Source organism: Aeromonas sp. 603757, from assembly GCF_049171255.1.
Classification (GTDB): Bacteria; Pseudomonadota; Gammaproteobacteria; order Enterobacterales; family Aeromonadaceae; genus Aeromonas; species Aeromonas veronii_A.
The window spans coordinates 94805-120462 of sequence record NZ_JAAKOE010000013.1 but is presented as its reverse complement, the minus strand read 5'-3'; the positions used below and the strand labels follow the sequence as shown (position 1 = coordinate 120462).

The window sequence follows — 25658 nt, the reverse complement described above, 5'->3', positions numbered from 1 at the left end:
TCCTCAACCATGATGGCACTCAGCATGGCATCGACTCCTGATCCGGCAGATAGAAACTCACCTCGGTACCCGGTTCCAGCCGCTTGAGATGCAGGCCGTCGCCATAGAGCAGCTTGACCCGCTGATGCACGTTCATCAGGCCGATGCTGCGGCTCTCCACCCGCCCGGCGGCCACCCCGTCGATCACCGCCTGACTGATGCCATAACCGGTATCCCGCACCGCAACCCGGATGCCCCCCGCCAGCTGTTTCACCTCGATGGTGACCCGACCCGGCGCGCTGCGGGGCTGGATGCCGTGCAGGATGGCGTTTTCCACCAGCGGCTGCAACAGCAGGCTCGGCACCTGAATGTGCACATCGTCCACCTCGAACACCACCTCCAGCTTGTCGCCGAAGCGGGCCTGCTCGATGGCCACGTAGTCACGCACCTGCTGCAGCTCCTCCTGAATGTCGATCAGTTCATCCCCCTTGTTGAGGTTGTAGCGCAGATAATCCGCCAGATTGGCGATCAGCTGGCGCGCCTGCTGGGGCCGGATGCGGATCAGCGACGAGATGGCGTTGAGGGCATTGAACAGGAAGTGCGGGTTGATCTTGCTCTGCAGCGCGGTGAACTCCGCCTTGCGGGTCATCTCCTTGAGCTGCTCGATGCGCGACACCTCCATCTGGGTGGAGATGAGCTGGGAGAGGCCCACCGCCATCTCCCGCAGGGAGCTGGTGATGCTGTGGGTGCGGCGGTAGTAGATCTTGAGGGTGCCGCTCACCGAGCCGTTCTCCCGCAGCGGAATAATGATGACCGAGTGGAAATCGGAGAGGTGATACTGGCGCAGATCGTTGTTGATGATGATCTGGTCGAGCAGCACCGCCTGCTGGGTCATGCCGCTGATGGCGTGGTGCTCATCCAGCTCGTAATAGTCCTTGCCCACCCCGACATAGGCCAGCACGTCATGGGTATCTGTGATGGCCACCGCATCGGCGCTGATGTCGCGCCGGATCACATCGCACACCTGACTGAGGGAGTGGCGATCGATGTTCTGGAAGAAGGGCAGCGTCTTGTTGGCGATATCGAGCGCCAGCTTGGCCTGCTTGGCGGCAATCAGCTCCTTCTCGTCATCCAGATCCTGCACCAGCTTGATGATGAGGCCGATGCAGAGCGCCCCGGCGATCATCGGATAGGCGATATGGTTGACGATCTCCACCCCGACTTCATGGGGCTCGGTCAGCAGCCAGATCAGCAGCATGGTCAGCCCTTCGCATAGCATCCCCGCCAGAATGCCGTAGAGCCAGAGCCGCGACTTGCGACAGCGCAGGTGCAGCCAGGTGGCGAGCAGACCGGCAATGATGCTGGCGATAAGACAAGGGATGGAGGTGTGGCCATCCATGTCGATGAGATAGCGATGCAGGCCGGAGATGACCCCGGCCGGAATGCCGACCCAGGGGCCGAACAGGATGCCGCCCGAGATGATGGCGATGATCCGCACGTTGATCAGCGCCCCCTCCACCGGAATGCCGGTGTAGGTACTGAACACCGCAAACAGGCCGAAGATGGAGGCCACCAGCACCAGCTCCGCCGGGGTGTGATCCCGCTTCTGGAACAGCCGCTGGAACGGCCGGGTGCGGGTCAGGAAGAAGAGGGTCATCAGCATCAGCGCCGCCCGTTCGAACACCGCCAGCAGCATCATCTGATTTTCAAGCACAACTGTATTCCTGCATCAACCAAGAGTACTCCGGATCATATCCTATTTGCTGGCAATGTACTGATTTCGAAACAGGATGAAAGTGGCCTAACCGTACGAATAAAACGAAACCATGTCTATGGATAACGAGTCAGCACAAGTTACTGGCTACTAACTTGCCAGCTAAAAAAACAGCTCACGGTTAATGTAATGGCATCCGTCATCCAAGCTCCACGCACAACAAAATCCTCTATCAACCATACTTTTAGAGATAATTACCTGTACAGTGCAAAACTGAATATATTCAAAAGCCATCTCTGAATCCCAGCCTCAAAAATATCCTTTCAAAAATCATTGATGATTTATTTAACATAGGAAATAGTCTACTCAAGTAGACAATCTTAATTTCTCTACTCATCATTGAAGACTTGCCACTTTATTTTGCTATCTGTGAGATTGGTACCCTTGATACCAAGCTAACTTTTTGGAGCAAAAACATCATTTACCGCCTATAAAATGATAGGCGTGATGCACGCACCAGTAAAAATAAAACCCACTGAATTTTTAATCACCCTGATTGCTATACGCTTACTAAACACCACCAATTTAAATGAGTGACCGACTTCAGAAAGCAATTTAATATAAAAGATCTAAAAACAACATAAAATATATCAGTGCAAATAAGTTGTTATTTTCCTCGCTTTATCAAAAAAAATCACAAGTTCAAACCAACATGCCAGTCACCATCATGAATCTCCAGGTACTTTGCATGCCAACCCTAAAGGGGTGGAAAGAATACAACAAAATATATTAAATTACATAAAATACCATGACTTCCAACCCTCCTTTTCAACATCACAGGCAAAAGACAACACCCTGTTTTTATTGGTATTTTTTTGTATTTTTAAATATTTTGAAAACCATCAACCCCGGTGATTAAATAACCACCAAAATCAGTCATCAACATGTCTCTGATGACGTGACACAACAATAAATCTTCTAATAAAAATTTATTTTTTTCTCAAAACCTGTTTCATTTCTGACAACCTTAGTCTTGTCAATAATGAAACTCTCAATTCAGATTAAAAAGGTAAAATATGAAAAAGGCAATTGTAGCTTCTGTATTGCTAGCTGTATTCTCTGGCGCCAGTTATGCTGAAAATAGTGCAACTCCAGCAGCAACTGATCAAGGCCATGGCGTGATCAAATTTATTGGTGCGATTGTAGATGCCCCCTGCTCTATCTCCCCGGAAAGCGTAGATCAAACAATTAATATGGGACAAATCTCCAACAGTGTACTCGAGCATCAAGGTGAGGGTCCTCTGCGTCCGTTCGATATTCATCTTGAAGGCTGCTCTCTTGATACCGCCAAAACTGCCGCGATTACCTTCAACGGCATTCCTGATGATACTGAGAAAAAACATTTAGCCATTAATGGTTTCGCAAAAGGTGCGGCTATCGCCATGATTAGCCAACTGGATGGTTCTGAAGTTGTTTTGGGCACCCCGACCAAAGCTGCCACTCTGGTTGAGGGTGACAATCACCTGAAATTTGGAGCCAAGTTGGTAAGCAATATCAAAGCGGGTGACGGCGAAAAAGCAATCCCGGGTGAATTTAGTGCAACCACTGATTTTATCATGACCTACCAGTAAATATTTAAATTTAATCAAACATCTATCCAGTAATTACGTGCAGGGAGGCGCGTTTCCTTTTGTTTACCTTATAAATTGAAATCTATGGAAAAATCTTTATTATCGTTGGCCATTTTTTTCATTTTTATGAGTGTGGCAAAAAGTTCTCACGCAGGTGATATTGAGTTCAATACTGACCTGTTGGATGTTAAAGATAAAGAAAGCATTGAATCAGGTGCTTTTAAACAGGCGGGTTATATTGTACCCGGTGAATACACCATGCAAATGGTGGTAAACGATGCCTTTATTGGCGAGCGTAACGTCAAGTTTCAAGCAACCTCCAGCAACAGCTCACAGCTGTGTTTGACCGTTGCGCTGGCCAATGAATTGGGCCTTAAAAATCACGATCTGGAACGTCTGCTGACTAGTGGGAAGAGTGGCTCTTGCCTTAATCCTGACGTACTCGAAGGAATAGTGATCAAGGGCGATATCAGCAAAGACACGCTTCTCATTTCTGTCCCTCAAGCATATCGGGATTATGTGAGTGACTCCTGGGATCCCCCGTCACGTTGGGATGAAGGGGTCAATGGTGCCCTGCTCGATTATGGCATCAATCTGCAAGAGAACCATTCGACCCATGGTAATGGTGACACAACCAATGTCAGTGCCTATGGTGTGGCAGGTGTCAATATGGGGGCCTGGCGGCTGCGGGCTGACTGGCAGGGTCGTTATGAGCGTAACAAAGAGCAAGCAGGCTCCCAAAGTGAGCTGGATGTCAGTCGTGTGTATGCCTATCGCGCCTTACCCGAACTCAGCGCCAAGTTGACGATAGGCGAACTCGATCTGGGTAACTCCATGTTCGATAGCTTTCTGTATACAGGCGCCTCTGTAGTTAACGATGACAACATGTTGCCCCCCGACTTGCGTGGCTACGCCCCGGAAGTGGTAGGTATTGCCAAGACCAACGCCAAGGTGGTGATTAGTCAGCAAGGGCGCGTTATTTATGAAACGCAGGTGGCTTCCGGGCCATTTCGTATTCAGGATTTGAGCAGCGCAGTCAGTGGCACCCTGGATGTCAGAGTAGAGGAGCAGGATGGATCGGTGCAGACTTTTCAGGTCAACACCTCTCGCATCCCCTATCTCTCCCGACCAGGCTCGATACGCTACAAGTTCAATAGTGGCAAGATCAGCAGTCAACCCCATCGCTTGGATGGACCGGCCTTTGCCAGCAGTGAATTCTCTTGGGGCGTGAGCAATGGATGGTCACTGTTGGGAGGGGCTCTGCTCAGTGAGGGTTACGATGCACTCTCTGTCGGGGTTGGACGTGATTTGCTGCAATTAGGTGCTATCTCTTTCGATATCACTGAATCTCGTGCCCAGTTGGCAGAGGGCTCAAAAACTGGCAGCTCTTATCGAATCAACTATTCAAAGAACTTCGAAGAGTATGACAGCCAAGTGGCGTTTGCCGGTTACCGCTTCTCGGAGCGGGATTTTATGAACATGAATGACTTTATGGCCGCCCGCAAGATTGGCCAACCATACAGGGGCGGCTCCAGAGAACTTTATAACGTGAGGCTAAGCAAGCAATTCAAAGCAGCTCAGCTGGGAGCATATATCGATTACACCCATCAGTCTTACTGGTCCCAGACAGATAGTGAGCGTATCAGCCTCTCTCTGTCTCACTATTTTGATGTAATGGAGTGGCGTGGCCTGGCGACCTCGCTCACCACCTATCACAACGAGCAGGGCCGTCAGACTGATAATGGCATGTACTTCACACTGTCGATTCCCTTTGGGCTGAACAAACATGTGAGTTACAGCGCCTCAACCATGGGGGGCAAAACCACCAACAATATCAGCCTCTTCAACCGGGTGGATGACCGTAACAGTTACTCAGTCACGGCCTCAACCTCGCCAGCAGGTGAAAGCGCCAGCGGTTTCTATACCCACACTGGCGACAAAACCACCCTGATGGCCAACGTTAGTCACCAGGCAGGTAGTTCAACAGCCGCAGGGCTCTCCATCAATGGCGGAATTACTGCGACCAAAGAGGGGATTGCCATGCACCGGGTAGGCATGATGGGGGGCAGTCGTATCATGGTAGATACTGACGGGGCCAGCGGTGTGCCTGTACACACCGGCGGGCCAGTAACCTTCACGAATCAAAATGGCAAGGCGGTTGTAGCCGATATATCCAGCTACTATCGTCAACGAACCAGCATCGACATCGATCAATTGGGTGATGATGTTGAGCCTATTGGGACACCTATTTCCATGGGGACCCTGACCGAAGGAGCTATCGGTTATCGTCATTTCGATATGTTGTCGGGCGGCAAGCGCATGCTTGAACTGGTCAAAACAGATGGCAGCCCAGTTCCATTCGCCGCTGAAGTCGTCAATGACAAGGGGCAACAATTGGGGATGGTCGGTGATGATGGCATGGCCTATCTCGCAGGCCTGCATGAAGGAAGTCCTGTGGAGGCTCGCTGGGGCAGCGAGCAGCATTGCCGCTTTTATTTGCCATCACCGCTACCAGAAGTCTACACGACGGCGAGACTGACTTGTCAGTAATCGATTTTGTATAACCAGATTGAGATAAACCGATATGACCAAGAAACTGTTGTTCACTCTGCCTCTATTGCTAACCATGATGGCTAGCCAGGTTCAGGCTGCCGTCTCATTGGATCGTACCCGGGTGATCTACCCGGCGGGAGCCAATTCAATGAGCCTGACGATCCACAATAACAACAAAACACTGCCTTACCTGGCCCAGGCCTGGCTGGAAGATGCCAATGGCAACAAGATAAATAGTCCGTTCACCCTGTTACCACCGGTTCAGCGGCTGGAGCCGGGTATGGAGAGCCTGGTCAAGGTGCAAGCATTACCCGCTGTCGCTCTGCTGCCCCAGGATAAAGAGAGCTTGTTCTACTTCAACTTGCGGGAGATTCCCCCTCGCAGCGACAAGCCAAACACCCTGCAGCTTGCACTGCAAACCCGGATCAAGTTCTTCTACCGCCCCGCAACTCTGCTGGTTGAGCCGGGCAGCAACCAAGCGCCGTGGCAAGAAAAAGTTACCCTGCAAGCGGTAGGAGGAAAATACCAGTTGACCAATCCGACCCCTTACTACATCTCCATTGTGGATGGGGCCCGCACACTCAATGCGGGTAGTACTACGGGATTTGAGCCAGTCATGATTGCCCCCAATAGCAGTGCCATGGTCAATCTTGGTGTGGCCCAGCTTGGCCAGCAACCCACTTTTACCTATGTGGATGACTACGGCGGCCGTCGAACCCTGAGCTACCGCTGCACCGGGATCTGCCATTTGTTGCCCGCTCAAGATGCAAAATAGAGAGATAAATATGTCGCCAGGCTCTTCTCCGCGCGCGGCCCACTCAGGTGTTCGTTACCTGTGGTTCATATTGATCACATTGCAGGGCATGCTTCTCCCGTCTCAAGCTCAGGCGGGGAGTGATAACTTGATGATTAATGTTGTCGCAGAGGTAGTCAATCAAGCCTGTTCGCTGCGCCCCGGTGATGAAACCATCACCGTCAACTTTGGCAATATCGTGAACAAAGAGTTATTGAGGGACAAACGCACACCAAGTAGAGAGTTTCAGCTTCATCTTGAAGAGTGTGACCCCGATATCTCCAAGGGTGTGAAGGTGACATTCAGTGGTCAAGGAGCGCCAGACAATCCGGACTTGCTGGCGCTGATGGGGGACAGTACCGCCAAAGGGATTGCCATCGGACTGGAGCATCAGGGAAAGGCATTACCCCTCAACAAAGCAAGCCGTGCATTGATGTTAACTGCTGGTGACAACGTACTGACCTTTGCGACCTATGTGCAATTGCTACCATCGGGACAAACGGGCTTGGTATCAGGTACGTTTAGTACAAGTGCCAACTTCAAGCTAGAGTATGAGTAAAGATACTGAGTTAAAATTAGAATCCACAGTGTTCCTTCTCGAGATTTTCGACGCCCCCCCGTGGCTTACTAAATTTCTACATGTGGTGGTGGATAAGTCTTAAACTTAAGTTAAGCATCATGCTCCATGCTCTCTTAATAGCAATTTTTAGCACCTTATTAATATTTATGTGATACTGAGGTTATATGGTCTTTTTTTTCGAAATAATACGAGGTGTATTTAGCACCAGTGATTTTAAAAAACACCTTGGTTACTTTTGGTGCTTCATAACAAATGTTATGTTTGTTTTTTTACTTGGCATAACAAATACCTATGCATCTAGCCTTTCCATTTCTTTAACCGAAGCTCCAGGACTTACAACGAAAGGCGATCCATATATGAAAGCGGTAATTATTGGGGGAGATAATAATGATCTCACGCCTAATTTATGTGCTGGTAAGAAATGGGGTGATTGTTCCATATTAGCTTGGTTAGTTGAAAGGTCATGGCCAAACAAACAACTTGATGGGTATAAATCATATGATGCCGGTGGCATTAACTCAGAGTCATGGCGAAGCTGTGTAAATTCCAATGAAAATAAAACGTTAGGAAAGGTTATTTCTTGCTGGCGAAATAATGGCGTACTTCAGAGACCCTTATATGATACTATCGGTAGTCGTAGACTTAAATCAGGCCCTGATTTATGTCTTTTTTATGGAAGAGATATAGTACAATCAGCCTCATATCCTGGACCAATATCAAATTGCGTATCAGGTTATAAACCAGCTGAGAGTTGTAAATTTGGCCCTAACATTTCCATAAATGCAAAAGGTACAGCAAGCGAATTTAAAAATATGTCTGCAAGTGCAGAAAGTTACTTAGAGTGTACGAATACAACCTCAGGCACAATTAAATTAACCGATGAAAAAGGTCAATTGGTTTTAGATGGTGGAGGTTATTGTAATCTTGATTTAGGTTCTGGTCCAAATAAACCTCATAAGTTAACAGTGCAATATGGAATGCGGAAAAAAGTGATCGCTAAATGCCTATTTTCAGGCGTGAATACTCTAGGTTTACATCGAGGTGCGGGAATAATTGTATTTACGGTAGATTAAATGCCCAGAAAATTTGGAAGTGCTGCTTCGGCTCGTTACATATAAAGTAAAGATTAAGTTATAATTTGATATCACTTTGACGCTGATATCAGATTGTAACTTGACACATACGCTTTATATATTAGCTTTTACTTATAACTCCATATCAAAACAAGCATTATTATTCTGACTTTATTAACATCTCATTACCGATAATTCTATTTATAAAACAATGTGTCAGTCATTTCTCTATCTGGCGACAAGTAATCATCCATATTAATGAGACACTCAACTTTCTTAAAGTACTAACTATTTTTACCATTGAATACTTTTGTATAAAATAAAACCCCACCAAAAAGACTTGTTACATGAACAATCTCATTTTTTATCTTAATTGTGCGCAAATAAGCATCATCCTGTGTAAATTGATCAAAAATGGTATAAATTTGAGGATCGGCTTGCAAAATATCTTGCTGTATCGATTTGACCTTCAATGACTTATTCTCAAGATGTCTCAAACCATTCTCATAAAAATGCACGCGAGAAATCTTTTTTATTTCAAACACCATGTTTTGCTTTGCATCGTTAAACATCAAATCTTGAGCCCATGCGGCTTGTTCAACATTATCATTATCAATGCCGGTAGTTTTGATCAACATATAACCGATATAGTCTGCTTTAATCTGGCATGGGCGATAGAATCTCAAACGCACAAATCCCATCCCAGGAATATCGTGTACATTGATCGGTGAAACAGCTTCAAGATTAATATTCTGAGCAATGCATTCCAGCTGTTTCTTTATGTCCAGCCGCTCATCCATTAAAAATGTTTTTTGCCAAACTATATTATCCTTTATATTAAAGTCCAAATATGAGAATGCATCTTTTGATGCAAGAGCATAAAAGTTTCGGTCTTTTTTTATCAACTTTTCAATATATTTATACTCGTCAGGGGAACGAATATCCTCTGTATACATAACAATACGATTAACACTTGGTGTTGCTAATTCCTTTATCTTTTCAAGCTTTCTAAATTCTAATGAAACCTCATCTTTTTCTGTCAAAAAATAATATGATGTAATAGTTGAAATGACAGTAACAATAAAAACAAAGAACATTAATATATATTTATCAAGTCGACCGCGATCAAAGAGTCTTTGTTCCTCGTTTGCATCAACATCATCGGATTCCTCAGTCTTTGTGATCACCTCCGTACGGTGTGACAATTCATCACCATGACCAAGTTCAACCTCCAACTTGAAAATGTAACCCACACGAGGAATTGTTTCTATAGAATTGAAAATCCCGATAGACTCAAACTTCCTACGTAGTAGAAGAATTGTTTTGTTGAGACTAATATCCCTGCTTTCTGTTTCACCCCAAATATCATCAAGTATTTTTTTTCTTTCAACAACTCGCAGACTATTATCACAAAGCACTTCCAGCAATACGGTTTCTTTTTGACTGAGCTTTATTTCTTTCTCGTCAAGAATAATTCTGTATGTCTCAGGTTCAAATATGAACGTGTCGTTATACTTATATTGCTTTGTCATGATTTTATTTAATCTCAACGTTCTGTTGAACTACATTGTATATGATTTTATATACCTTAGAGGAATTTTCTAGGGAATGCGGTAACACGTAATCATGAACAGATAACTGTAGGCACAGCCCCAAGCCGACATACTCGGCCCCCAGTATGTCGGCAATGAAAAACCACACTTATACATAATGTTCTCTTGGGCTCTCCAACAGGGGATATACCCGAATTAGCAGTACTGCCCGGCCACCCAACCGGAAGACCAGGCCCACTGGAAGTTGTAGCCACCGAGCCAGCCGGTCACATCCACCACTTCACCGATGAAGTAGAGGCCCGGTACCTTGCGCGCTTCCATGGTCTTGGAGGAGAGCTCGTTGGTATCGACGCCGCCCAAAGTCACTTCAGCGGTGCGATACCCCTCGGTGCCGTTGGGCAGGATCTGCCAGTCACCCAGCAGGTTGGTGATCGCCTCAAGTTCCCGCTCGTTGTACTGACGCATCGGCTTGCTGACCAGCTGCCCCAGCTCCACCAGCTTGTCGACGAAACGCTTGGGCAGCTCGCGCCCCAGCACGGTTTTCAGCTCCTGCGCGGGGTGCGCTTGCGCCCACTCGCGCAGGGCGGCCGGAATATCCAGCTCCGGCAGCAGGTTGATGTGGATCTTCTCGCCGGCATGCCAGTAGGAGGAGATCTGCAGGATGACGGGACCGGAGAGGCCGCGATGGGTGAACAGCATCGCCTCCTTGAAGCAGGTGCCATCCTCGGCGGTCACCGCCACCGGCAGGCTGATGCCCGCCAGATCGGCGAACGCCTCTTTCTCTGCCTGATGGAGGGTAAAGGGCACCAGACCTGCGCGGGTCGGCAGCACCTTGAGACCGAACTGCTCCGCCAGCTTGAAGCCATACGGAGTCGCGCCCAGCTTGGGCATGGAGAGACCGCCGGTCGCCACCACCAGCGAGTGGCAGCCGATCTCACCCTTGCTGGTGGTCAACACAAAGCCTTCGTCCTGCTTGCTGACGGTGAGGATTTCGGTCTGGAACTGCAGGGTCACCCCGGCCCAGTCGCACTCGGTGAGCAACACATCGACGATATCCTTGGCGCTCTCGAGACAAAACAGCTGCCCCAGGGTGCGTTCGTGATAGCTGACCCCGTGGCGATCCACCAGATCGATAAAGTCCTGCTGGGTGTAGCGGGCCAGCGCCGACTTGCTGAAGTGGGGATTCTCCGACAGGTAGGCGTGAGCGCCCGCCTGATGGTTGGTGAAGTTGCAGCGGCCACCGCCACTGATGAGGATTTTGCGGCCCGGCTTCTTGGCGTTGTCGAGCACCAGCACGGAGCGGCCACGGTAGCCCGCCTGCGCCGCACACATCAATCCGGCCGCACCGGCCCCGATCACCACCACATCGACCTGCTTCATCATCACTCACTTATCAAAATAGAAACGGCACCTGGCCAGAACCGAGATTGCCTCTGGCGGAACAGAACCATAGTGGCTGCCCACCAGAATAAACAACGGCCCTTAAAAGGGCCGTTATTGTACTGGCTGAACACTAAGTGTCCACGACTATCAGGCGTTGCTGTCCATGATGCTGGCAGGGGCGCCCTTGGCCAGTTCGGCCAGCTCCTTGTCGATGAAGTAGAGGCCTTTGCCATCTTCACCCACCAGACCCAGACGGTCGACGATGCTCTTGAACAACTTCTCCTCTTCATGCTGCTCGGCCACATACCACTGCAGGAAGTTGAAAGTGGAGTAGTCCTGAGTGGTGAAGGCTACGTGGGCCAGACCATTGATGCACTTGGTGATGTGGTACTCGTGCTCCAGGGTGGTACGGAACACGTCGCCCAGCGACTTGAACTCGTGGGGAGGGGCATCGATGGCACCCAGCTTGGGCATGGCGCCGGTCTCGCTCACATAGGTGAACAGACGCTCCATGTGCTGGCGCTCCTCGACCGCGTGCTGACGCAGGAAGGTCGCCGCCCCTTCAAAGCCCTTGTCTTCGCACCAGGCGCTCATCTGCAGATAGAGATTGGAGGAGTAGAACTCCAGGTTAATCTGCTCGTTCAACTTCTCAATCATGGCTTGGGCCAGCATCTTGTTTCTCCTCAGTGATTTGGTATCGATTGTCGCCACACTCCCGCCGCGAATCAACCCGCCAACGAGAGGGAGATCCCGTTTCTTTCAGCTCAGGGGGTCAGCTCCCCAAGGGAGGCGACATCCACGGGCGCAGCATAATCTACGCCCGGCAGCTCGAAGCCGTTGAGCTGCATGAAATCCTGCCGCAGCCCGGCAAAGTCCCCCAGCGCGTGGAAATTGTCCGGCGTCACCTTGGGCCAGAGCGCCGAGACGGCGGCCTGAATGGCCGAGTCCAGCTCGTGGTCATCCATTCGGATCAGCCGGTTGCCATCGGCCACCACCCCATTGGGCCCGTACATCTTGGCGGCAAACAGTCGCTGCATCTGCTCGATGCAGCCTTCGTGCACACCGCGCTCCTTCATCACCCCCATCAGCAGGCCCAGATAGACCGGCAACACCGGAATATAGGCGCTCGCCTTGGTTACCAACGCCTTGCAGACTGACACCCAGGCATGGCCACCAATCTCGGCCAGCTGCAGGTTGATGGTCTCGGCGGTGGCGTGCAGATGCTCCTTGGCATAACCGATGGTGCCATCCCGATAGAGGGGATAGGTGGATTCGGGGCCGATATAGGAGTAAGCGACGGTTTGGGCACCGAGGGCCAGACAATCGGCCTGCTGCAACGCCTGCATCCAGAGCTGCCAATCCTCGCCCCCCATCACGGTGACGGTATCGCGGATCTCCTCCGGCGTGGCAGGCGCCAGCGACTGCTGCACCAGAGTATCGCGCTCCAGATCCAGCCCCCAGCCGCTGAATGGCTGGCCGGTGGTCTTGAGCACGGAGCGCACCTGCGTGCCGTCGGGCAGCACCCGGATGCCGCTCGCCATCGAATAGATCACCAGATCCACCTGCCCCAGCTGCTGACGGATGGTGTCGATGGCCTGCTGACGCATGCCGTCGGAGAAGGCATCACCGATCAGGTTGATGGCGATACGCCCCTCCTGCTCCGCCTCCTTGCGAAACCAGATGTTGTTGTACCAGCCGGCGCTGCCCAATCCTTTGTCGGAAGGGCCGCGCTCGAAGGAGATACCAATGGTGTCGGCACCGGCACCAAAGGCGAGTGCAATGCGCGACGCCAGTCCAAACCCGGAGGAGGCACCCAGCACCAGCACCCGCTTGGGGCCGTTGAACGGGCCAGCGGCCTTGATCCGTTCGATCTGCTGCTGCACGGCGGCGCGACAGCCGATGGGGTGACAGTTGCGGGCAACACAACCTTGAATCTGGGGATGAATGATCATGGGAAGGCCTCCAAAGAAACTGGCTACAGCATAACCAAATCGAAGGAGATTAACTTGATGCCGGATCGCTATCAGTCAGAAAAGCCGCGGGAATTGAGGCAGAAAAACAAAAGGGAGCACGTGGCTCCCCAAAGCGGTATTCAGATGCTTTTTGTTGTTTTGTGTTCATTGCGAAGCACGGGCCCATCCTATGCCTCTCCCCCCTGATCGGCAAGCCGAGGGGTGTGACCGGCGTCAAACTCTTGTTTAATTTATAGGCAAACAGTGGTTAATAACTGAGTGACTGACCCTGTGTCACACGTCATTAAACTCATTTAAATCCCAAAACTGTGCCTGAGGCACCATTTTAGTTTCAGCAGAGATTGGTATAGTGGACTGAAGGATCGGTAAGGAGAACCCCCATGAGTGGAACAACCTATTACAAGCATATTCTGGCCGCGATCGACCTCTCTGAAGATAACCGCAAGGTGATCGACAAGGCGGTGGACAGAGCCCGCTCCAACGGCGCCAAGCTGTCGGTTATCCATGTCGATGTGGACCTCAAGGATCTCTACACCGAGATGATCGATATCGACATCGACAACGTGCAGGATCAGGTGATCGCCGAAGCGAAAGAGAAGCTGGAGGCATTTCTGGCCTCGGTGGACTATCCCATCGAGAAGAAGCTGGTGATCTGCGGCGATCTGAGCGAGCGGGTCAATCAGGCGGTCAAGGAGTACGAGATCGACCTGCTGGTGTGCGGCCATCGCCAGAGCTTCTGGAGCCTGCTCACCTCGAGCGCCCGTCAGCTGATGAATACGGTGCCCTGCGATCTGCTGGTCGTCCCCTTGCAGAAGTAATGAAACCGGCGTAGTTTGATTTGCTATGAACATGACCGCATTCAATCACAACTACTGGTGGTGCTGCTCCTAAACAGGCGGCACCGCGTTTCCATTCAAGATTTCCCAAAGAAAACACCGTGACCGCCGAGAGGCGGTCAACTGTTTTTATCCCTTTGTCGCCTCCCGGCTCACCCAACTGGAGAGAGTGACATGCACAACCCCGTAATCCTGACTGGCGATCGTCCCACCGGCAAACTGCACATCGGCCACTATGTCGGCTCCCTGCGCCAGCGCGTCGAAGCTCAGCACCACTACCGTCAATTCGTGATGATCGCCGACCTGCAGGCGCTGACCGACAACGGCCACAACCCGGCCAAGGTGACAGACAACGTGCTGGAGGTGATGGCTGACTATCTGGCGGTCGGCCTCGACCCGGCCAAGACCACCTTCTGTTTGCAGAGCGCCCTGCCCGCCCTCGCCGAACTCACCTGCTACTACCTCAATCTGGTCAGCGTCGCGCGGCTGGAGCGCAACCCCACCGTCAAGGCGGAGATCCAGCAGAAAGGGTTCGAGCGCACGCTGCCGGCCGGTTTTCTGGTCTATCCGGTGAGTCAGGCCGCCGACATCACCGCCTTTCGCGCCAGCCATGTGCCGGTCGGGGAAGATCAGCTGCCGATGCTGGAGCAGACCAACGAGATCGTCCGCCGCTTCAACTCTCTGGTAGGCAAAGAGGTGCTGACCGAATGCCAACCGATCCTGAGTGACACCGGCCGCCTGCCCGGCATCGACGGCAAGGCCAAGATGTCCAAATCCCTCGGCAACACCATAGAGCTCGGCATGTCGGCGGAAGAGGTCAAACAGGCGGTGTTCGCCATGTATACCGACCCCAACCACCTCAAAGTGAGCGATCCGGGTCAGGTGGAGGGCAATACGGTGTTCGCCTATCTCGATGCCTTTCACCCCGACAAGGCGCTGGTCGCCGAGATGAAGGCGCACTACCGACGCGGTGGACTGGGGGACATGCGCTGCAAACAGGTGCTCAACGACTGCCTGCAGACCCTGCTCGCCCCGATGCGGGAGCGCCGTGCCGCGGCCATCGCCGACAAGAAGATGCTGCTGGAGCTGCTCTATCAAGGCACCGAGCAGGCTCGCATCATCACCGATGAGGTATTGGCGGAGGTGAAAAGCGCCATGGGGCTGGATTACTTCGCCAACATCCGCTGAGCGGGGGTCCCGAGCGCATCGTCGCCGTAGAGGTCGAACACCAGCTGGTGCAACAGGCTCTTGAACCAGCCTATCGCCTCGTCGTGGGCGGTGAGCGGGTGCCCCGCCATCAGGTAGACGATGGGGATTGCGGGGTCGAGCTGGTGCATCCGCAGCGGGTAGTAGCGGCAGAAGTGGCGCCCGATCATCTCGGGCACCACCACCAGATAGCGGCCGGTCGCCATCAGTGGCGGCACCGCCATAAAGCTCGGCAACCGCACGCCCAGCTCCCGCTCCACCCCGAAACGGGCCAGCCAGAGCTCCACCATCGCCTGACTGTGACCCCAGCTGGAGGTGTGGATGTGGGGGCGGCTCACCAGCTCGACCGGAGTCAGCACATCGGGCAATTCGCTGCCGAGCGGCGACAGGCAGACCAGCGGGTTGTTGAACCACTCCTCCCGCCACAAGCGGGGTGAGAGATGATTCGCCCCGGCGAAACCGATCACCAGATCCAGCTCACCCTTTTCCAACTCCCGCTCGTAGTCGCTGTCCGCCAGCTCGCACACCTCAAGCCGACAGTGAGGGGCCTGCCGATGGAGCCTCTCCACCAGCACCGGCACCAACCCATGCTCCACCGAGCCCGGGGTGGCGATACGGAAAATCCGCCGCGCAGTGGTGGGATCAAACCCTTTGGCCTGCCGCAATCCCTGCTCCAGCATCGCCAGCGCCTGGCGCACCGGCCCAGCCAGCGCCTTGGCTCGCTCGGTCGGCATCATCTCGCGCCGACTCATCACGAACAGCGGGTCATCCAGCGCCCCCCGCAGCCGCCCCAAGGCGTGACTGACGGTGGACTGGGAGAGATGCAGCCGTTCGGCGGCACGGGTGACATTGCGCTCCTGCATCAGCATGTCGAATACGGCGAGCAGGTTGAGGTCGAGACGGGCGAGCGAGCTATCCATCGATATTAGCCATAGTTAAATGCCAACAATTCATTTTTACCATAGTAACAGATTGCCTAGAATGCGCTGGCTTAATACATCGGAGATTCAAATGCGTAGCTATCTGTTATTGCTGGCCATTGGCCTGCTGTGGGGTTCCCAATTCATTTTCATGCACCAGGCCGTTGCCGAGTTGCCCCCCATTCTGGTGGCTGCCGGTCGTGCCCTGTGCGGCAGCCTGACCCTGGGTCTGCTCTGCCTGTTCATGCGGCTCAAGAGTGAGCACACCCCGTGGCGTACCTATATGCTGATCGCCCTGCTGGATGCCACCATCCCCTTCATCATGGTCGCCTGGGGCCAACAGTATGTGGATAGCGCCATCGCCGCCGTGGTCATGGGTTGTATCCCGTTTGTGACCATTCTGGCTGCACCGCTGTTTATTTCTGGTGAAAGAATCACCAAAGCCGGTCTGCTTTCCGTGATCATCGGCTTTGCCGGTGTGCTCACCCTGTTCTGGCCGAAACTCTCCCAGGGCATGAACGCCGGTCTGCTCGGTGCCATGGCCATCCTGCTGGGTGCCAGCTGCTTCGCCATCGGCCTGCTGATGATCAAGCGCTTCGCCAAGGACCATCCGGTCGTGGTCGCCCGCAATATCCTGATCTCCTCGGCAATCCAGTTGCTGCTGGTCGCCCCCTTCATGGTTGACCTCAGCAGCCTGGCCCTACCGAGCACCCAGGCCCTGAGCGCGATTACCGTGCTGGGTACCCTCTGTACCGGTCTGGTCTACTTCCTCTACATGGCGCTGATCCAGAAGGCCGGCCCGACGTTCGCCTCCTTCAGCAACTATCTGGTGCCGCTGTTCGGCGTGATGCTGGGTGCCCTGTTCCTCGGCGAGCAGATCCACCCCACCACAGGTGTTGCTCTGGCCCTGATCCTCGGCTCGGTCGCCATGAACCAGTGGGCGCAACAGCGTCGTATGCAGCGCGAGGTCTCCCTATGTCAGGCATCCTGACCACACTGTGCGGTGGTCTGGTACTGATTGCCGGCTGGCAGTATCGCCAGCGGCTGGCCGGGATCCTGGGCCTGCTGATGGTACTGCTGCCCTGGTTCTTCGATAGCAAGCTGCAAGCCATGCTGAGCTATGCCCTGAATGCCTGAAGTCCATCTCTGAATGTGTGACGAGAGTCTATCTCTCCTGTTTTTGGGACTGTTTTAAAAAACCTCCGATTTGTCCCCCGCTACCGGCGCTCTGCGCCGGTTTTTTTATGTTCGAGATCAGGAGAAGACCGTTACCTGTTATCAACTGTTTTGATGGGGGGCTGATCTAACAGTGGTTTCTCACCAACGGTGAATCCTTAAAGAACTGGGTATTAGGAATAAAACCGACTCATTAAGGTAATTTACATGCGTACTCATCTTGTCATATCCGATACCCTTCATGCCTTGGCGACCAATAGTCCGTTAGAAAACCTATGCGTTGCCGTAGCAGCGTTTGCCCTGATAAGGCTGATAAACGCTTTTGCAGAGCTACTGACAACATAGAGTGTGAGCAACACCTTCACGGGAAACTTAGCCGAGCTCGCCAGACTGATACACATTCCACCAGTCAGCCTGATATATCAGACTGACTGGCCAAAAAAGCCAACGACAACCATCTGAAACTCAAACCGAATAGCGATAGCTGAGTCGCTCGTTCTTGCGCGGCCCGGTGATCTGCCAGCTCAGCAGAAAACCGCCGTCTATCTCGGTCAGCTCGGCGCTGTAGTGATCCGCCCCGCACAGATGGGGCTCGGCTGTCAGCCAGCAGCCATCCCCCTGCGGCAGCAGCTCGAACAGTTCGACCGGCTCCTCATAACGCAGATGGGAGAGACGGATCCCCCGCGCACTGCGCTGCCACCAGAAGCGGTTATGCATGGCGAGCACCCTTCCATGGGGCGTGGTGTAGCGACCCTGCTCGCTAAACAGCCAGCCACCCTGATGATCGGTCACCTGCACACGCCCCTCGCCCCGACCATTCCAGTCGGTCGCCGACCCCTCGCCATTGCTGGCGGTAAAGGAAAATGCTCCGACCTGTGGCAATCGCCCCCATAAACACTGGATTGCCGCTTCCATCTCGGCCATCATAGCCCCCTTAAAATTGACAACTGACGATAAATCAAACACATGAACTACTTGATAGGGGTCACCCTGCTCTGGTCATTCTCCTTCAGCCTGATCGGGGTCTACCTCGCTGGCCAGGTGGATGCCTACTTCTCGGTGCTGACCCGCATCGCCCTCGCCAGTCTGGTGTTTCTGCCCTTCCTGCGCCGCCGCTGGCTGCGCCCCGATCTGGCGGCCAAGCTGATGGCGCTGGGCGCCATCCAGCTCGGCATCATGTATCTCTTCTACTACCACTCCTTCCTGCTGCTGACAGTGCCGGAAGTGCTGGTCTTTACCATCTTCACCCCCATCTACGTCACCCTGCTCCACGACTTGCTGGAAGGGCGCTTCAAGCCCACTTATCTGTGGGGTGCCCTGCTGGCGGTGCTCGGGGCTGCCGTCATCCGCTTCGACGGCCTGACCGAAAGTTATGTGCTGGGATTTCTGGTGGTGCAGGGGGCCAACCTCTGTTTCGCCCTGGGTCAAGTGGGCTACAAGGTACTGCTGGCAAGGGAGGTGGAGCAACCGCCGCAACTGGCGGTGTTCGGCTGCTTCTATCTGGGAGCGCTGGTGATCGCACTGCCCGCCTGGTGGCTGCTGGGCAAGCCGCAATACCCAACGTCAGGGTTGCAGTGGGGCATTCTGCTCTGGCTGGGGGTGGGTGCCTCCGGCCTCGGCTACTTCCTCTGGAACAAGGGGGCGACGCTGGTCACCAGCGGGGTGCTGGCCATCATGAACAATGCGCTCATTCCGGCCGGCTTGCTGGTCAATCTGCTGCTCTGGGGCAAGGATACCGACCTGACCCGACTGACCATCGGCGGCCTGCTGATGCTGGCCTCGCTCTGGGTCTGCCAGCGTGACAAGCGCGGCCAACCCTGACCGCACTCAGCCGACGACGGTGTTGTGCTCCCGTCTGGCCTGACTGTGACAGCTGGCCAGCCGGGCCAGCAGATGATCGAGCTGCTCGCCAGCCTGACTCTGCACCAGCCCGATGCTGACGGTGACCGGCCGCTGTGACAGCAGGCTGGCATCGGCAATCTCGAGGCGCAGCCGCTCGGCGATCTCCAGCGCACTCATCCGCTCGGTCTGGGAGAGCATCAGGATAAAACCGTCCTCATCCCAGCGGGCGAAGGGATCTTCCCGCCGCAGTTCGTGACGCACGATACGCGCCAGCTTGGCCAGCATGGCGTCGCAAGCCGCTTCACCAAACAGTTGCTGGATTTTGGCCATGTGATCGACCGAAAACTGCAGCAGACTGAAAGTGCCGCTCTCGGTCGCCAGCCGCTCTTCAAGCAGTTGCTCGAAACGGCCACGGCTCTCCAGACCGGTCAGCGGATCGGTGCCATGTCGCTCCTCCACCAGCACCACGGCAGGATCGAGGTGACGGACCACCCCCAGCAGATACCCCCGCTCATCGCGACGCATTCGCTCTTCCAGCCGGATGTAGTGACCGTGATGATGCAAAATGCGGTATTCGAGGCGCAGACCGCTGCTGCGGCCGCTCTGGCAGGCGAGCAGGGCATCTTCCAGCCGGGCAACATCGTCGGGATGAACCCGATCCAGCCAGCCGAGATCATCCGGCCAGCACTCTCCCAATCCCAACAGGCGCAGGCAGGAGGGATCACGCTGCAGTCCATGTTGGGCTGACCAGCTCCAGATCCCCGCCTCCAGCAGCGCCATGGCATCAGACAGCAGACCCGGATCAAGCCGGGCAGTCACATCGACCAAAGGTGTCTTGAGCATTTCCATGGGGGACCTCGAAACAGGATCTGAATACCTGCTCAATAAGTAACATTGGCGTTCACGCCGAGCAACAGGGTCAGATCGCTTTTCCCTGATACCCGTTCATCAAGGTCTGCCAGTTCTCCGGTACGAAGTGGAAACTGGTGTGCAGTTGAGACTCTTTATTGAATGAACGGAGCAAGCGTTCCAGATTGGCCTTCTGCCATTCGCCGGGGGAGCGGATCGCCCCCTTGTCAAAATCGATCACCCACACCTTGCCCTCTTTATCGAGCAGCAGGTTGTGGCTGTTGAGATCGGCGTGATAGACCCCGGCATCGTGCAGCTGGCGCACCGTCTGGCCTATCTTGTGCCACACCTCGGTCGCCACCGGCCCCTGCTTGAGCAGCGCCACCATATCCTTGGCACCGCGAATTCGCTCAATCAGGATATCGGCACGATAGAAGGGGCCCTGTTTGACCATGCGGGCACCAAACGGACGCGGCACCGGCAGCCCCAGCTCGCACAGCTTGGCCAGCAGGGTGTATTCGGCCATGGCGCGGCTCGACTCAACCCCTTCGAACCAAAAGCGATCCCGCACCACCTTGCCCACCATGCCGCCACGATAGTAGTGGCGCAGCACCAGATGGCGGGACTCATCCTTAACGAACCAGGTCACTCCCCGTCCGATGGAGGTTCCCACCACCTGACGGTTGTTCTGCCACCAGGCAGGATCGAATAACTGGGGAGAAGGGTCGCGAAAGGCCCCTTCGGCATACCAGCAGATCTGGTTGTGTTCGGTCTGTACTCGCATCGTGGAGATCCCGCTCGGTGGGTCATGGATCGCAATTTTTCAATTGGCGATGAGGCTGCCGCTCTGGCATGCCCGCAATAGTGGCCTTTAATCAACAACGTGCAGAGACAGGTCATGGCGCTGGGCCCGGCCTATCCCGGCTGACGATTGTGCGCAATTTTACAATCCAGAGGGGAGTTTGCATAATGCCATCCACCCTTTTTGCCAGCCGTGCGCCACAACATGCCGCTATTTCAAACGCCCCCCTCCTCCATCTGCATCCTGCGGCTCTCCGCCATCGGGGATTGCTGCCACGCACTGGCGCTGGTGCGCGTCATCCAGCGGGAGTGGCCACAAACCCGCATCACCTGGATCACCGGCAAAATCGAGGCAACCCTGTTTGCTGATCTGCCCGGCGTCGAAGTAATCCCCTTCGACAAGAGCAAGGGGTGGCGCGGCTATCGCGATCTCTGGCATACCCTCAAGGGGCGCAAATTCGATGCCCTGCTCCACCTGCAGGCGGCGATGCGGGCCAGCATTGCCACCCTCGGCATCAGCGCCAAGGTCAAACTCGGGTTTGATCGGGAGCGGGCCAACGACGGCCAGTGGCTGTTCACCAACCACAAAGTGCCTTCGCCTGCCTCCCCCCATGTGCTGGACGGTTTCCTCGCCTTCGCCAAAGAGCTTGGCATCAAGGATCTGACCCCGGACTGGCAACTGCCCATCAGCGCCGATCATCAGGCGTGGGCAAGGGAGAAGATTGGCGGCAAACCGACTCTGCTTATCTGCGCAGCCGCCAGCAAGGCATTCAAAAACTGGACGGCCGCAGGCTATGCCGCGCTGGCAGATCACGCCGCCAACAAGGGCTTTCAGGTCTATCTCTGTGGCGGGCCTGCCAAACTGGAGCGGGATCTGGCTGCCGAGATCCAGCGCTTAAGCCAGAGCAAACCGGTCGATCTGGTGGGGCAGACCAACCTCAAGCAACTGCTGGCGCTGATTGGTGAGGCGAGTCTGGTGCTGGCCCCCGATACCGGCCCCACCCATATGGCCACCATAGTGGGCACGCCGGTGATCGGTCTCTATGCCCACCACAATCCGGCCCGCACCGGCCCCTATCTGTGCCGCGACTACGTGGTCAGCGTCTATCAGGAGCTGGTCGAACAGGAGACCGGCAAGCCGCTGGCCGAATTGAGCTGGCGCACCCGTCTCAAAGACCCGGAGGCCATGCGAAAAATCACCAGCGAGCAGGTGATCACCGCCTTCGACCGCCTCTGTGCAGATCGTCAACTGCCGTAATGACAGGACACCTCGGGAATTCCGAGCCATCAGGCAGGGATAACCTGATAGCCTCTGCCCTCAGCCAAAGGCACAATGCAGGCTGATGTGGGTTACGCTCCCGCAGCAAGCTACGAATACTTTGATCGGCTGGAATATGATTCCGGCCGTTTTTTTATTCGCCGCATTCTGGTAAAATTCGCCGCCTTTACATCACCCTGACTCAAGAATTTTCCGCGTTTTGCGTTTGGCTGTCTCCCTTTCGGGCACAAGACGGCGGTCTCTGCTACAACCAAAACAGCGGTTTCGATTAAAGGTAATAATATGGCGCAACAAGGCACACTCTATATCATCTCTTCTCCGAGCGGCGCGGGTAAATCCAGTCTGCTCAATGCCTTGCTGACCAACCACAATCAAGCTGGCAAGATGCAGCTATCGGTTTCCCACACCACTCGCGCCACCCGCCCGGGCGAAGAGCACGGCGTACACTACCACTTCGTTCAGGTGGAAGAGTTCAAGGCGCTGATCGAGCGTGGTGATTTTCTGGAGTGGGCCGAAGTATTCGGCAACTACTACGGCACCTCACGCGCCGCCATCGAAGCCTGCCTGGCCAAGGGGATCGACGTATTCCTCGACATCGACTGGCAAGGTGCCCGCCAGATCCGCGAGCAGATGCCGACCAAATCCATTTTCATCCTGCCCCCCAGCCGCGAAGAGCTGGAGCGCCGCCTGATTGGGCGCGGTCAGGACAGCGCCGAAGTGATTGCCGGCCGGATGGCGAAAGCCATTGCCGAAATGGTGCACTACGACGAGTATGACTATGTCATTATCAACGAAGACTTCGAGCAGGCGCTGTTCCAGCTCAGGTCCATTATTGAGTGCCAACGGCTGGAGATGCGTCACCAGCAACAGGCTCAAAAAAACTTGCTGCAACAGCTACTGGCAGAGTAAGCCAAAAACAAGTAAACTTTTGCGTCATTTTTAAACACTGCTTTTCTAAATACAGAAAGCCCAAACACTGGAGTCCTGCATGGCACGCGTTACTGTAGAAGATGCTGTAAAACAGGTAGGTAACCGTTTTGACCTGGTGCTGGTCGCCGCGCGCCGCGCTCGTCAAATCGCGGTACAAGGCAAAGATCCCCTGGTCGACGAAGAGAACGACAAGCCGACTGTGATCGCCCTGCGTGAGATCGAGCTGGGTCTGGTGAACAATCAAGTGATGGACACCCAGGACCGCTACGAACAGCAAGAGCAGGAAGCCGCCGAGCTGGCTGCCGTTGCTGCCATCGCCGAAGGCCGCGGTTAAGTTATTCCTCCGGTTGGCACCCGCCCGGGTGCCGACTGTTCATCCCCATTTACAACCGCTCGAAAACCTCGCAAACTCAGGGCTATACCCTCAATTCCACGAATTGCCGTTTCACCGCTGCGGGGACTGTCTTGTATTTATTTGAAAACCTTAAAGAAATAGCCAGTTCCTACCTGCCGCCAGAGCAGGTTGAGAAGCTCAAGCAAGCCTATGTGGTGGCCCGTGATGCCCACCAGGGTCAGATGCGTTCCAGTGGCGAGCCCTATATCACCCACCCTGTTGCCGTTGCCCGGATCCTGGGTGACATGCGCCTCGATCATGAAACCCTGATGGCCGCCGTGCTGCACGACGTCATCGAAGACACCTCTGTCACCAAGGCCGATCTGGCCGAACAATTCGGCAACGCGGTTGCAGAACTGGTGGCCGGGGTCTCCAAGCTCGACAAGCTGAAGTTTCGCGATCGCAAAGAGGCGCAGGCCGAGAACTTCCGCAAGATGGTGATGGCGATGACCCAGGATATCCGGGTCATTCTGATCAAGCTGGCCGACCGCACTCACAACATGCGCACGCTAGGCTCGCTGCGCCCTGACAAACGCCGCCGCATCGCCCGGGAAACCCTCGAAATCTTCGCCCCCATCGCCAACCGCCTCGGTATTCACACCATGAAGAACGAGCTGGAAGAGCTGGGTTTCGAGGCGCTCTATCCCATGCGATCCCGCGTGTTGCGCGAATCGGTGCGCCGCGCTCGTGGCAATCGCCGCGAGATCATCGACTCCATCCAGAGCGAAATCAGCGGTCGCCTGAAAGAGGCAGGGATCGAGCATCAGGTCAGTGGCCGCGAGAAGAATCTGTTCTCCATCTACAACAAGATGGAGAAAAAAGAGCTGCAATTTCATGAGGTAATGGATATCTACGCCTTTCGTGTCAAGGTGAAGGACATAGATACCTGTTACCGGGTGCTGGGACAGATGCACAGCCTCTACAAGCCGCGCCCCGGCCGCTTCAAGGATTACATCGCCATCCCCAAGACCAACGGCTACCAGTCGCTGCACACCTCTCTGGTGGGGCCGCACGGGGTACCGGTCGAGGTGCAGATCCGCACCGAGTTCATGGACCAGATGGCCGACAAAGGGGTTGCCGCCCACTGGGCCTACAAGCAGGATGGCGACAGCTCGGGCACCACTGCCCAGATCCGCGCCCAGCGCTGGATGCAGAGCCTGCTGGAATTGCAACAGAGCGCCGGCAGCTCGTTTGAATTTATCGAAGGGGTCAAGACCGACCTCTTCCCCGACGAGATCTACGTGTTCACGCCGGAAGGACGCATCATGGAGCTGCCCGCTGGCGCCACGCCGGTGGACTTCGCCTACACGGTGCACACCGATATCGGCCATGCCTGCGTCGGTTCGCGGGTCGACCGCCACCCCTACCCGCTCAGCAGCCCGCTGCACTCGGGCCAGACGGTGGAGATCATCACGGCACCGGGCGCTCGCCCCAACGCGGCCTGGCTCAACTTTGTGGTGACCACCAAGGCACGATCCAAAATCCGCCAATTCCTCAAGAACCTGCGCACCGAAGAGTCGGTGGTGCTGGGTCGCCGCCTGCTCAACCATGCGCTGGGCGCCAAGAATATCGAAGACATCCCCGAGCCGCGCATCAAGCAGGTGCTGGCTGATACCAAGCATGAGAACCTGCAGGGGCTGCTGGCCGATGTGGGCCTCGGCAACGCCATGAGTGTTATGGTGGCGCGCCGCATGCTAGGGGATGAACTGCCGCCGGAAGAGCAGCCCAAAACCAGCAGCAAAAAGATGCCGATCAAGGGTGCCGACGGCATGCTGGTCACCTTCGCCAACTGCTGCCGCCCGATCCCGGGGGATGCCATTATCGCCCACATCAGCCCGGGCAAGGGTCTGGTGATCCACCAGGAAGCCTGTCGCAACATCAAGGGCTACAGCAAGGAGCCGGACAAGTACCTGCCGGTGCAGTGGGAAGTGGACAAGGAGCAGGAACAGGAGTTCCGCACCGGTATCAGCATCGAGATCGTCAACCATCAGGGTGCGCTGGCCGAGCTGGCCAACGTGATTGCCGCCACCGGCGCCAACATTCACGCCATCAGCACCGAAGAGAAGGATGGCCGGGTCTATCAGGTCAGCCTGCTCATCACCACCAAGAGCCGCATCCACCTGGCCAACATCATGCGCAAGATCCGCGTGATGCCCAACGTGCTCAAGGTGAGCCGACAGAAGAACTGAACAC

Annotated in this window: 23 protein-coding genes; 14 read left to right on the top strand and 9 right to left on the bottom strand. The window is 54.6% G+C overall.

The annotated features are described in order from the left end of the window. Nucleotides 1-19: 19 nt before the first annotated feature. A complete protein-coding gene (locus tag G5332_RS13780; protein ID WP_005357096.1) occupies nucleotides 20-1693 on the bottom strand; it encodes a sensor histidine kinase in 1674 nt (557 codons plus the stop codon). Between the two features lie 1076 nt (nucleotides 1694-2769). Between G5332_RS13780 and G5332_RS13775 the strand changes: the two genes are divergently transcribed. The 5 genes from G5332_RS13775 (at nucleotide 2770) to G5332_RS13755 (ending at nucleotide 8323) form a co-directional block, all read left to right on the top strand. Beyond that, nucleotides 2770-3324 carry a fimbrial protein gene (locus tag G5332_RS13775; protein WP_216952575.1) on the top strand — a complete coding sequence of 185 codons (555 nt, stop codon included), beginning with the start codon at nucleotides 2770-2772 and terminating at the stop codon, nucleotides 3322-3324. Between the two features lie 84 nt (nucleotides 3325-3408). Then, nucleotides 3409-5874 (top strand): fimbria/pilus outer membrane usher protein, encoded by a 2466-nt coding sequence (locus G5332_RS13770; RefSeq protein ID WP_227341713.1) that lies wholly within the window; start codon nucleotides 3409-3411, stop codon nucleotides 5872-5874. Between the two features lie 34 nt (nucleotides 5875-5908). Then, nucleotides 5909-6652: a fimbria/pilus periplasmic chaperone gene (locus G5332_RS13765; protein ID WP_216952570.1), complete on the top strand. Its 744-nt coding sequence runs from the start codon at nucleotides 5909-5911 to the stop codon at nucleotides 6650-6652. A gap of 130 nt (nucleotides 6653-6782) precedes the next feature. Beyond that, the gene (locus tag G5332_RS13760) at nucleotides 6783-7229 is read left to right on the top strand and encodes a fimbrial protein (protein ID WP_216954480.1); all 447 of its coding nucleotides are present in this window, start codon (nucleotides 6783-6785) and stop codon (nucleotides 7227-7229) included. Nucleotides 7230-7414: 185 nt separating this feature from the next. Beyond that, the gene (locus tag G5332_RS13755) at nucleotides 7415-8323 is read left to right on the top strand and encodes a hypothetical protein (protein ID WP_216952568.1); all 909 of its coding nucleotides are present in this window, start codon (nucleotides 7415-7417) and stop codon (nucleotides 8321-8323) included. Nucleotides 8324-8607: 284 nt separating this feature from the next. On the opposite strand, the gene G5332_RS13750 is transcribed toward G5332_RS13755, so the two are convergent. The 4 genes from G5332_RS13750 to fabV all read right to left on the bottom strand — a co-directional run bounded on the left by G5332_RS13750 (nucleotide 8608) and on the right by fabV (nucleotide 13211). After that, the gene (locus tag G5332_RS13750; RefSeq protein WP_421311297.1) at nucleotides 8608-9855 is read right to left on the bottom strand and encodes a winged helix-turn-helix domain-containing protein; all 1248 of its coding nucleotides are present in this window, start codon (nucleotides 9853-9855) and stop codon (nucleotides 8608-8610) included. Between the two features lie 216 nt (nucleotides 9856-10071). Beyond that, nucleotides 10072-11256, bottom strand: coding sequence for an NAD(P)/FAD-dependent oxidoreductase (locus G5332_RS13745; RefSeq protein ID WP_421172825.1), 1185 nt, complete (start codon nucleotides 11254-11256; stop codon nucleotides 10072-10074). 150 nt (nucleotides 11257-11406) lie between these two features. Beyond that, on the bottom strand, nucleotides 11407-11931 hold the full coding sequence (gene ftnA, locus G5332_RS13740) for a non-heme ferritin (protein WP_005339225.1): 525 nt from the start codon (nucleotides 11929-11931) through the stop codon (nucleotides 11407-11409). 92 nt (nucleotides 11932-12023) lie between these two features. Next, nucleotides 12024-13211: an enoyl-ACP reductase FabV gene (gene fabV / locus G5332_RS13735; RefSeq protein WP_421172826.1), complete on the bottom strand. Its 1188-nt coding sequence runs from the start codon at nucleotides 13209-13211 to the stop codon at nucleotides 12024-12026. 401 nt (nucleotides 13212-13612) lie between these two features. On the opposite strand from fabV, the gene G5332_RS13730 reads away from it, so the two are divergent. Next, nucleotides 13613-14050 (top strand): universal stress protein, encoded by a 438-nt coding sequence (locus G5332_RS13730; protein ID WP_005339229.1) that lies wholly within the window; start codon nucleotides 13613-13615, stop codon nucleotides 14048-14050. A gap of 192 nt (nucleotides 14051-14242) precedes the next feature. Beyond that, nucleotides 14243-15256, top strand: coding sequence for a tryptophan--tRNA ligase (gene trpS / locus G5332_RS13725; RefSeq protein WP_103252027.1), 1014 nt, complete (start codon nucleotides 14243-14245; stop codon nucleotides 15254-15256). On the opposite strand, the gene G5332_RS13720 is transcribed toward trpS, so the two are convergent. Continuing rightward, nucleotides 15235-16194: a LysR family transcriptional regulator gene (locus G5332_RS13720; protein ID WP_227341710.1), complete on the bottom strand. Its 960-nt coding sequence runs from the start codon at nucleotides 16192-16194 to the stop codon at nucleotides 15235-15237. The genes trpS and G5332_RS13720 overlap by 22 nt on opposite strands. Before the next feature lie 91 nt (nucleotides 16195-16285). Here G5332_RS13720 and G5332_RS13715 point away from each other — a divergent pair, with 91 nt between their 5' ends. Both G5332_RS13715 and G5332_RS13710 read left to right on the top strand, forming a co-directional pair. Next, nucleotides 16286-17185, top strand: a complete 900-nt coding sequence (locus tag G5332_RS13715; RefSeq protein ID WP_219265247.1) for a DMT family transporter — start codon at nucleotides 16286-16288, stop codon at nucleotides 17183-17185. Next, a complete protein-coding gene (locus tag G5332_RS13710; protein WP_005339236.1) occupies nucleotides 17170-17331 on the top strand; it encodes a hypothetical protein in 162 nt (53 codons plus the stop codon). Before G5332_RS13715 ends, G5332_RS13710 begins: the two co-directional genes overlap by 16 nt. 504 nt (nucleotides 17332-17835) lie before the next feature. On the opposite strand, the gene G5332_RS13705 is transcribed toward G5332_RS13710, so the two are convergent. Further along, complete coding sequence (locus G5332_RS13705) at nucleotides 17836-18297, bottom strand: DUF6314 family protein (RefSeq protein WP_216952561.1); 462 nt, start codon at nucleotides 18295-18297, stop codon at nucleotides 17836-17838. A 39-nt stretch (nucleotides 18298-18336) separates the two neighbouring features. Between G5332_RS13705 and G5332_RS13700 the strand changes: the two genes are divergently transcribed. Continuing rightward, on the top strand, nucleotides 18337-19191 hold the full coding sequence (locus G5332_RS13700) for a carboxylate/amino acid/amine transporter (RefSeq protein WP_421249737.1): 855 nt from the start codon (nucleotides 18337-18339) through the stop codon (nucleotides 19189-19191). A 6-nt stretch (nucleotides 19192-19197) separates the two neighbouring features. Here the strand turns inward: G5332_RS13700 and G5332_RS13695 are convergent, their stop codons facing one another. Next, nucleotides 19198-20061, bottom strand: coding sequence for a sensor domain-containing diguanylate cyclase (locus tag G5332_RS13695; protein WP_216952557.1), 864 nt, complete (start codon nucleotides 20059-20061; stop codon nucleotides 19198-19200). 70 nt (nucleotides 20062-20131) lie between these two features. Further along, nucleotides 20132-20845, bottom strand: a complete 714-nt coding sequence (locus G5332_RS13690) for a 3-deoxy-D-manno-octulosonic acid kinase (RefSeq protein ID WP_005357122.1) — start codon at nucleotides 20843-20845, stop codon at nucleotides 20132-20134. A gap of 222 nt (nucleotides 20846-21067) precedes the next feature. Here G5332_RS13690 and G5332_RS13685 point away from each other — a divergent pair, with 222 nt between their 5' ends. The 4 genes from G5332_RS13685 to spoT all read left to right on the top strand — a co-directional run bounded on the left by G5332_RS13685 (nucleotide 21068) and on the right by spoT (nucleotide 25654). After that, entirely contained in the window at nucleotides 21068-22120 is a 1053-nt protein-coding gene (locus G5332_RS13685; RefSeq protein WP_421172827.1) for a glycosyltransferase family 9 protein, read from the top strand. A 303-nt stretch (nucleotides 22121-22423) separates the two neighbouring features. Beyond that, on the top strand, nucleotides 22424-23050 hold the full coding sequence (gmk, locus tag G5332_RS13680) for a guanylate kinase (RefSeq protein ID WP_005339253.1): 627 nt from the start codon (nucleotides 22424-22426) through the stop codon (nucleotides 23048-23050). Between the two features lie 79 nt (nucleotides 23051-23129). Beyond that, nucleotides 23130-23405 (top strand): DNA-directed RNA polymerase subunit omega, encoded by a 276-nt coding sequence (gene rpoZ / locus G5332_RS13675; RefSeq protein ID WP_005307060.1) that lies wholly within the window; start codon nucleotides 23130-23132, stop codon nucleotides 23403-23405. 131 nt (nucleotides 23406-23536) lie between these two features. Then, on the top strand, nucleotides 23537-25654 hold the full coding sequence (spoT, locus tag G5332_RS13670; protein ID WP_005339255.1) for a bifunctional GTP diphosphokinase/guanosine-3',5'-bis pyrophosphate 3'-pyrophosphohydrolase: 2118 nt from the start codon (nucleotides 23537-23539) through the stop codon (nucleotides 25652-25654). Nucleotides 25655-25658 lie beyond the last annotated feature (4 nt).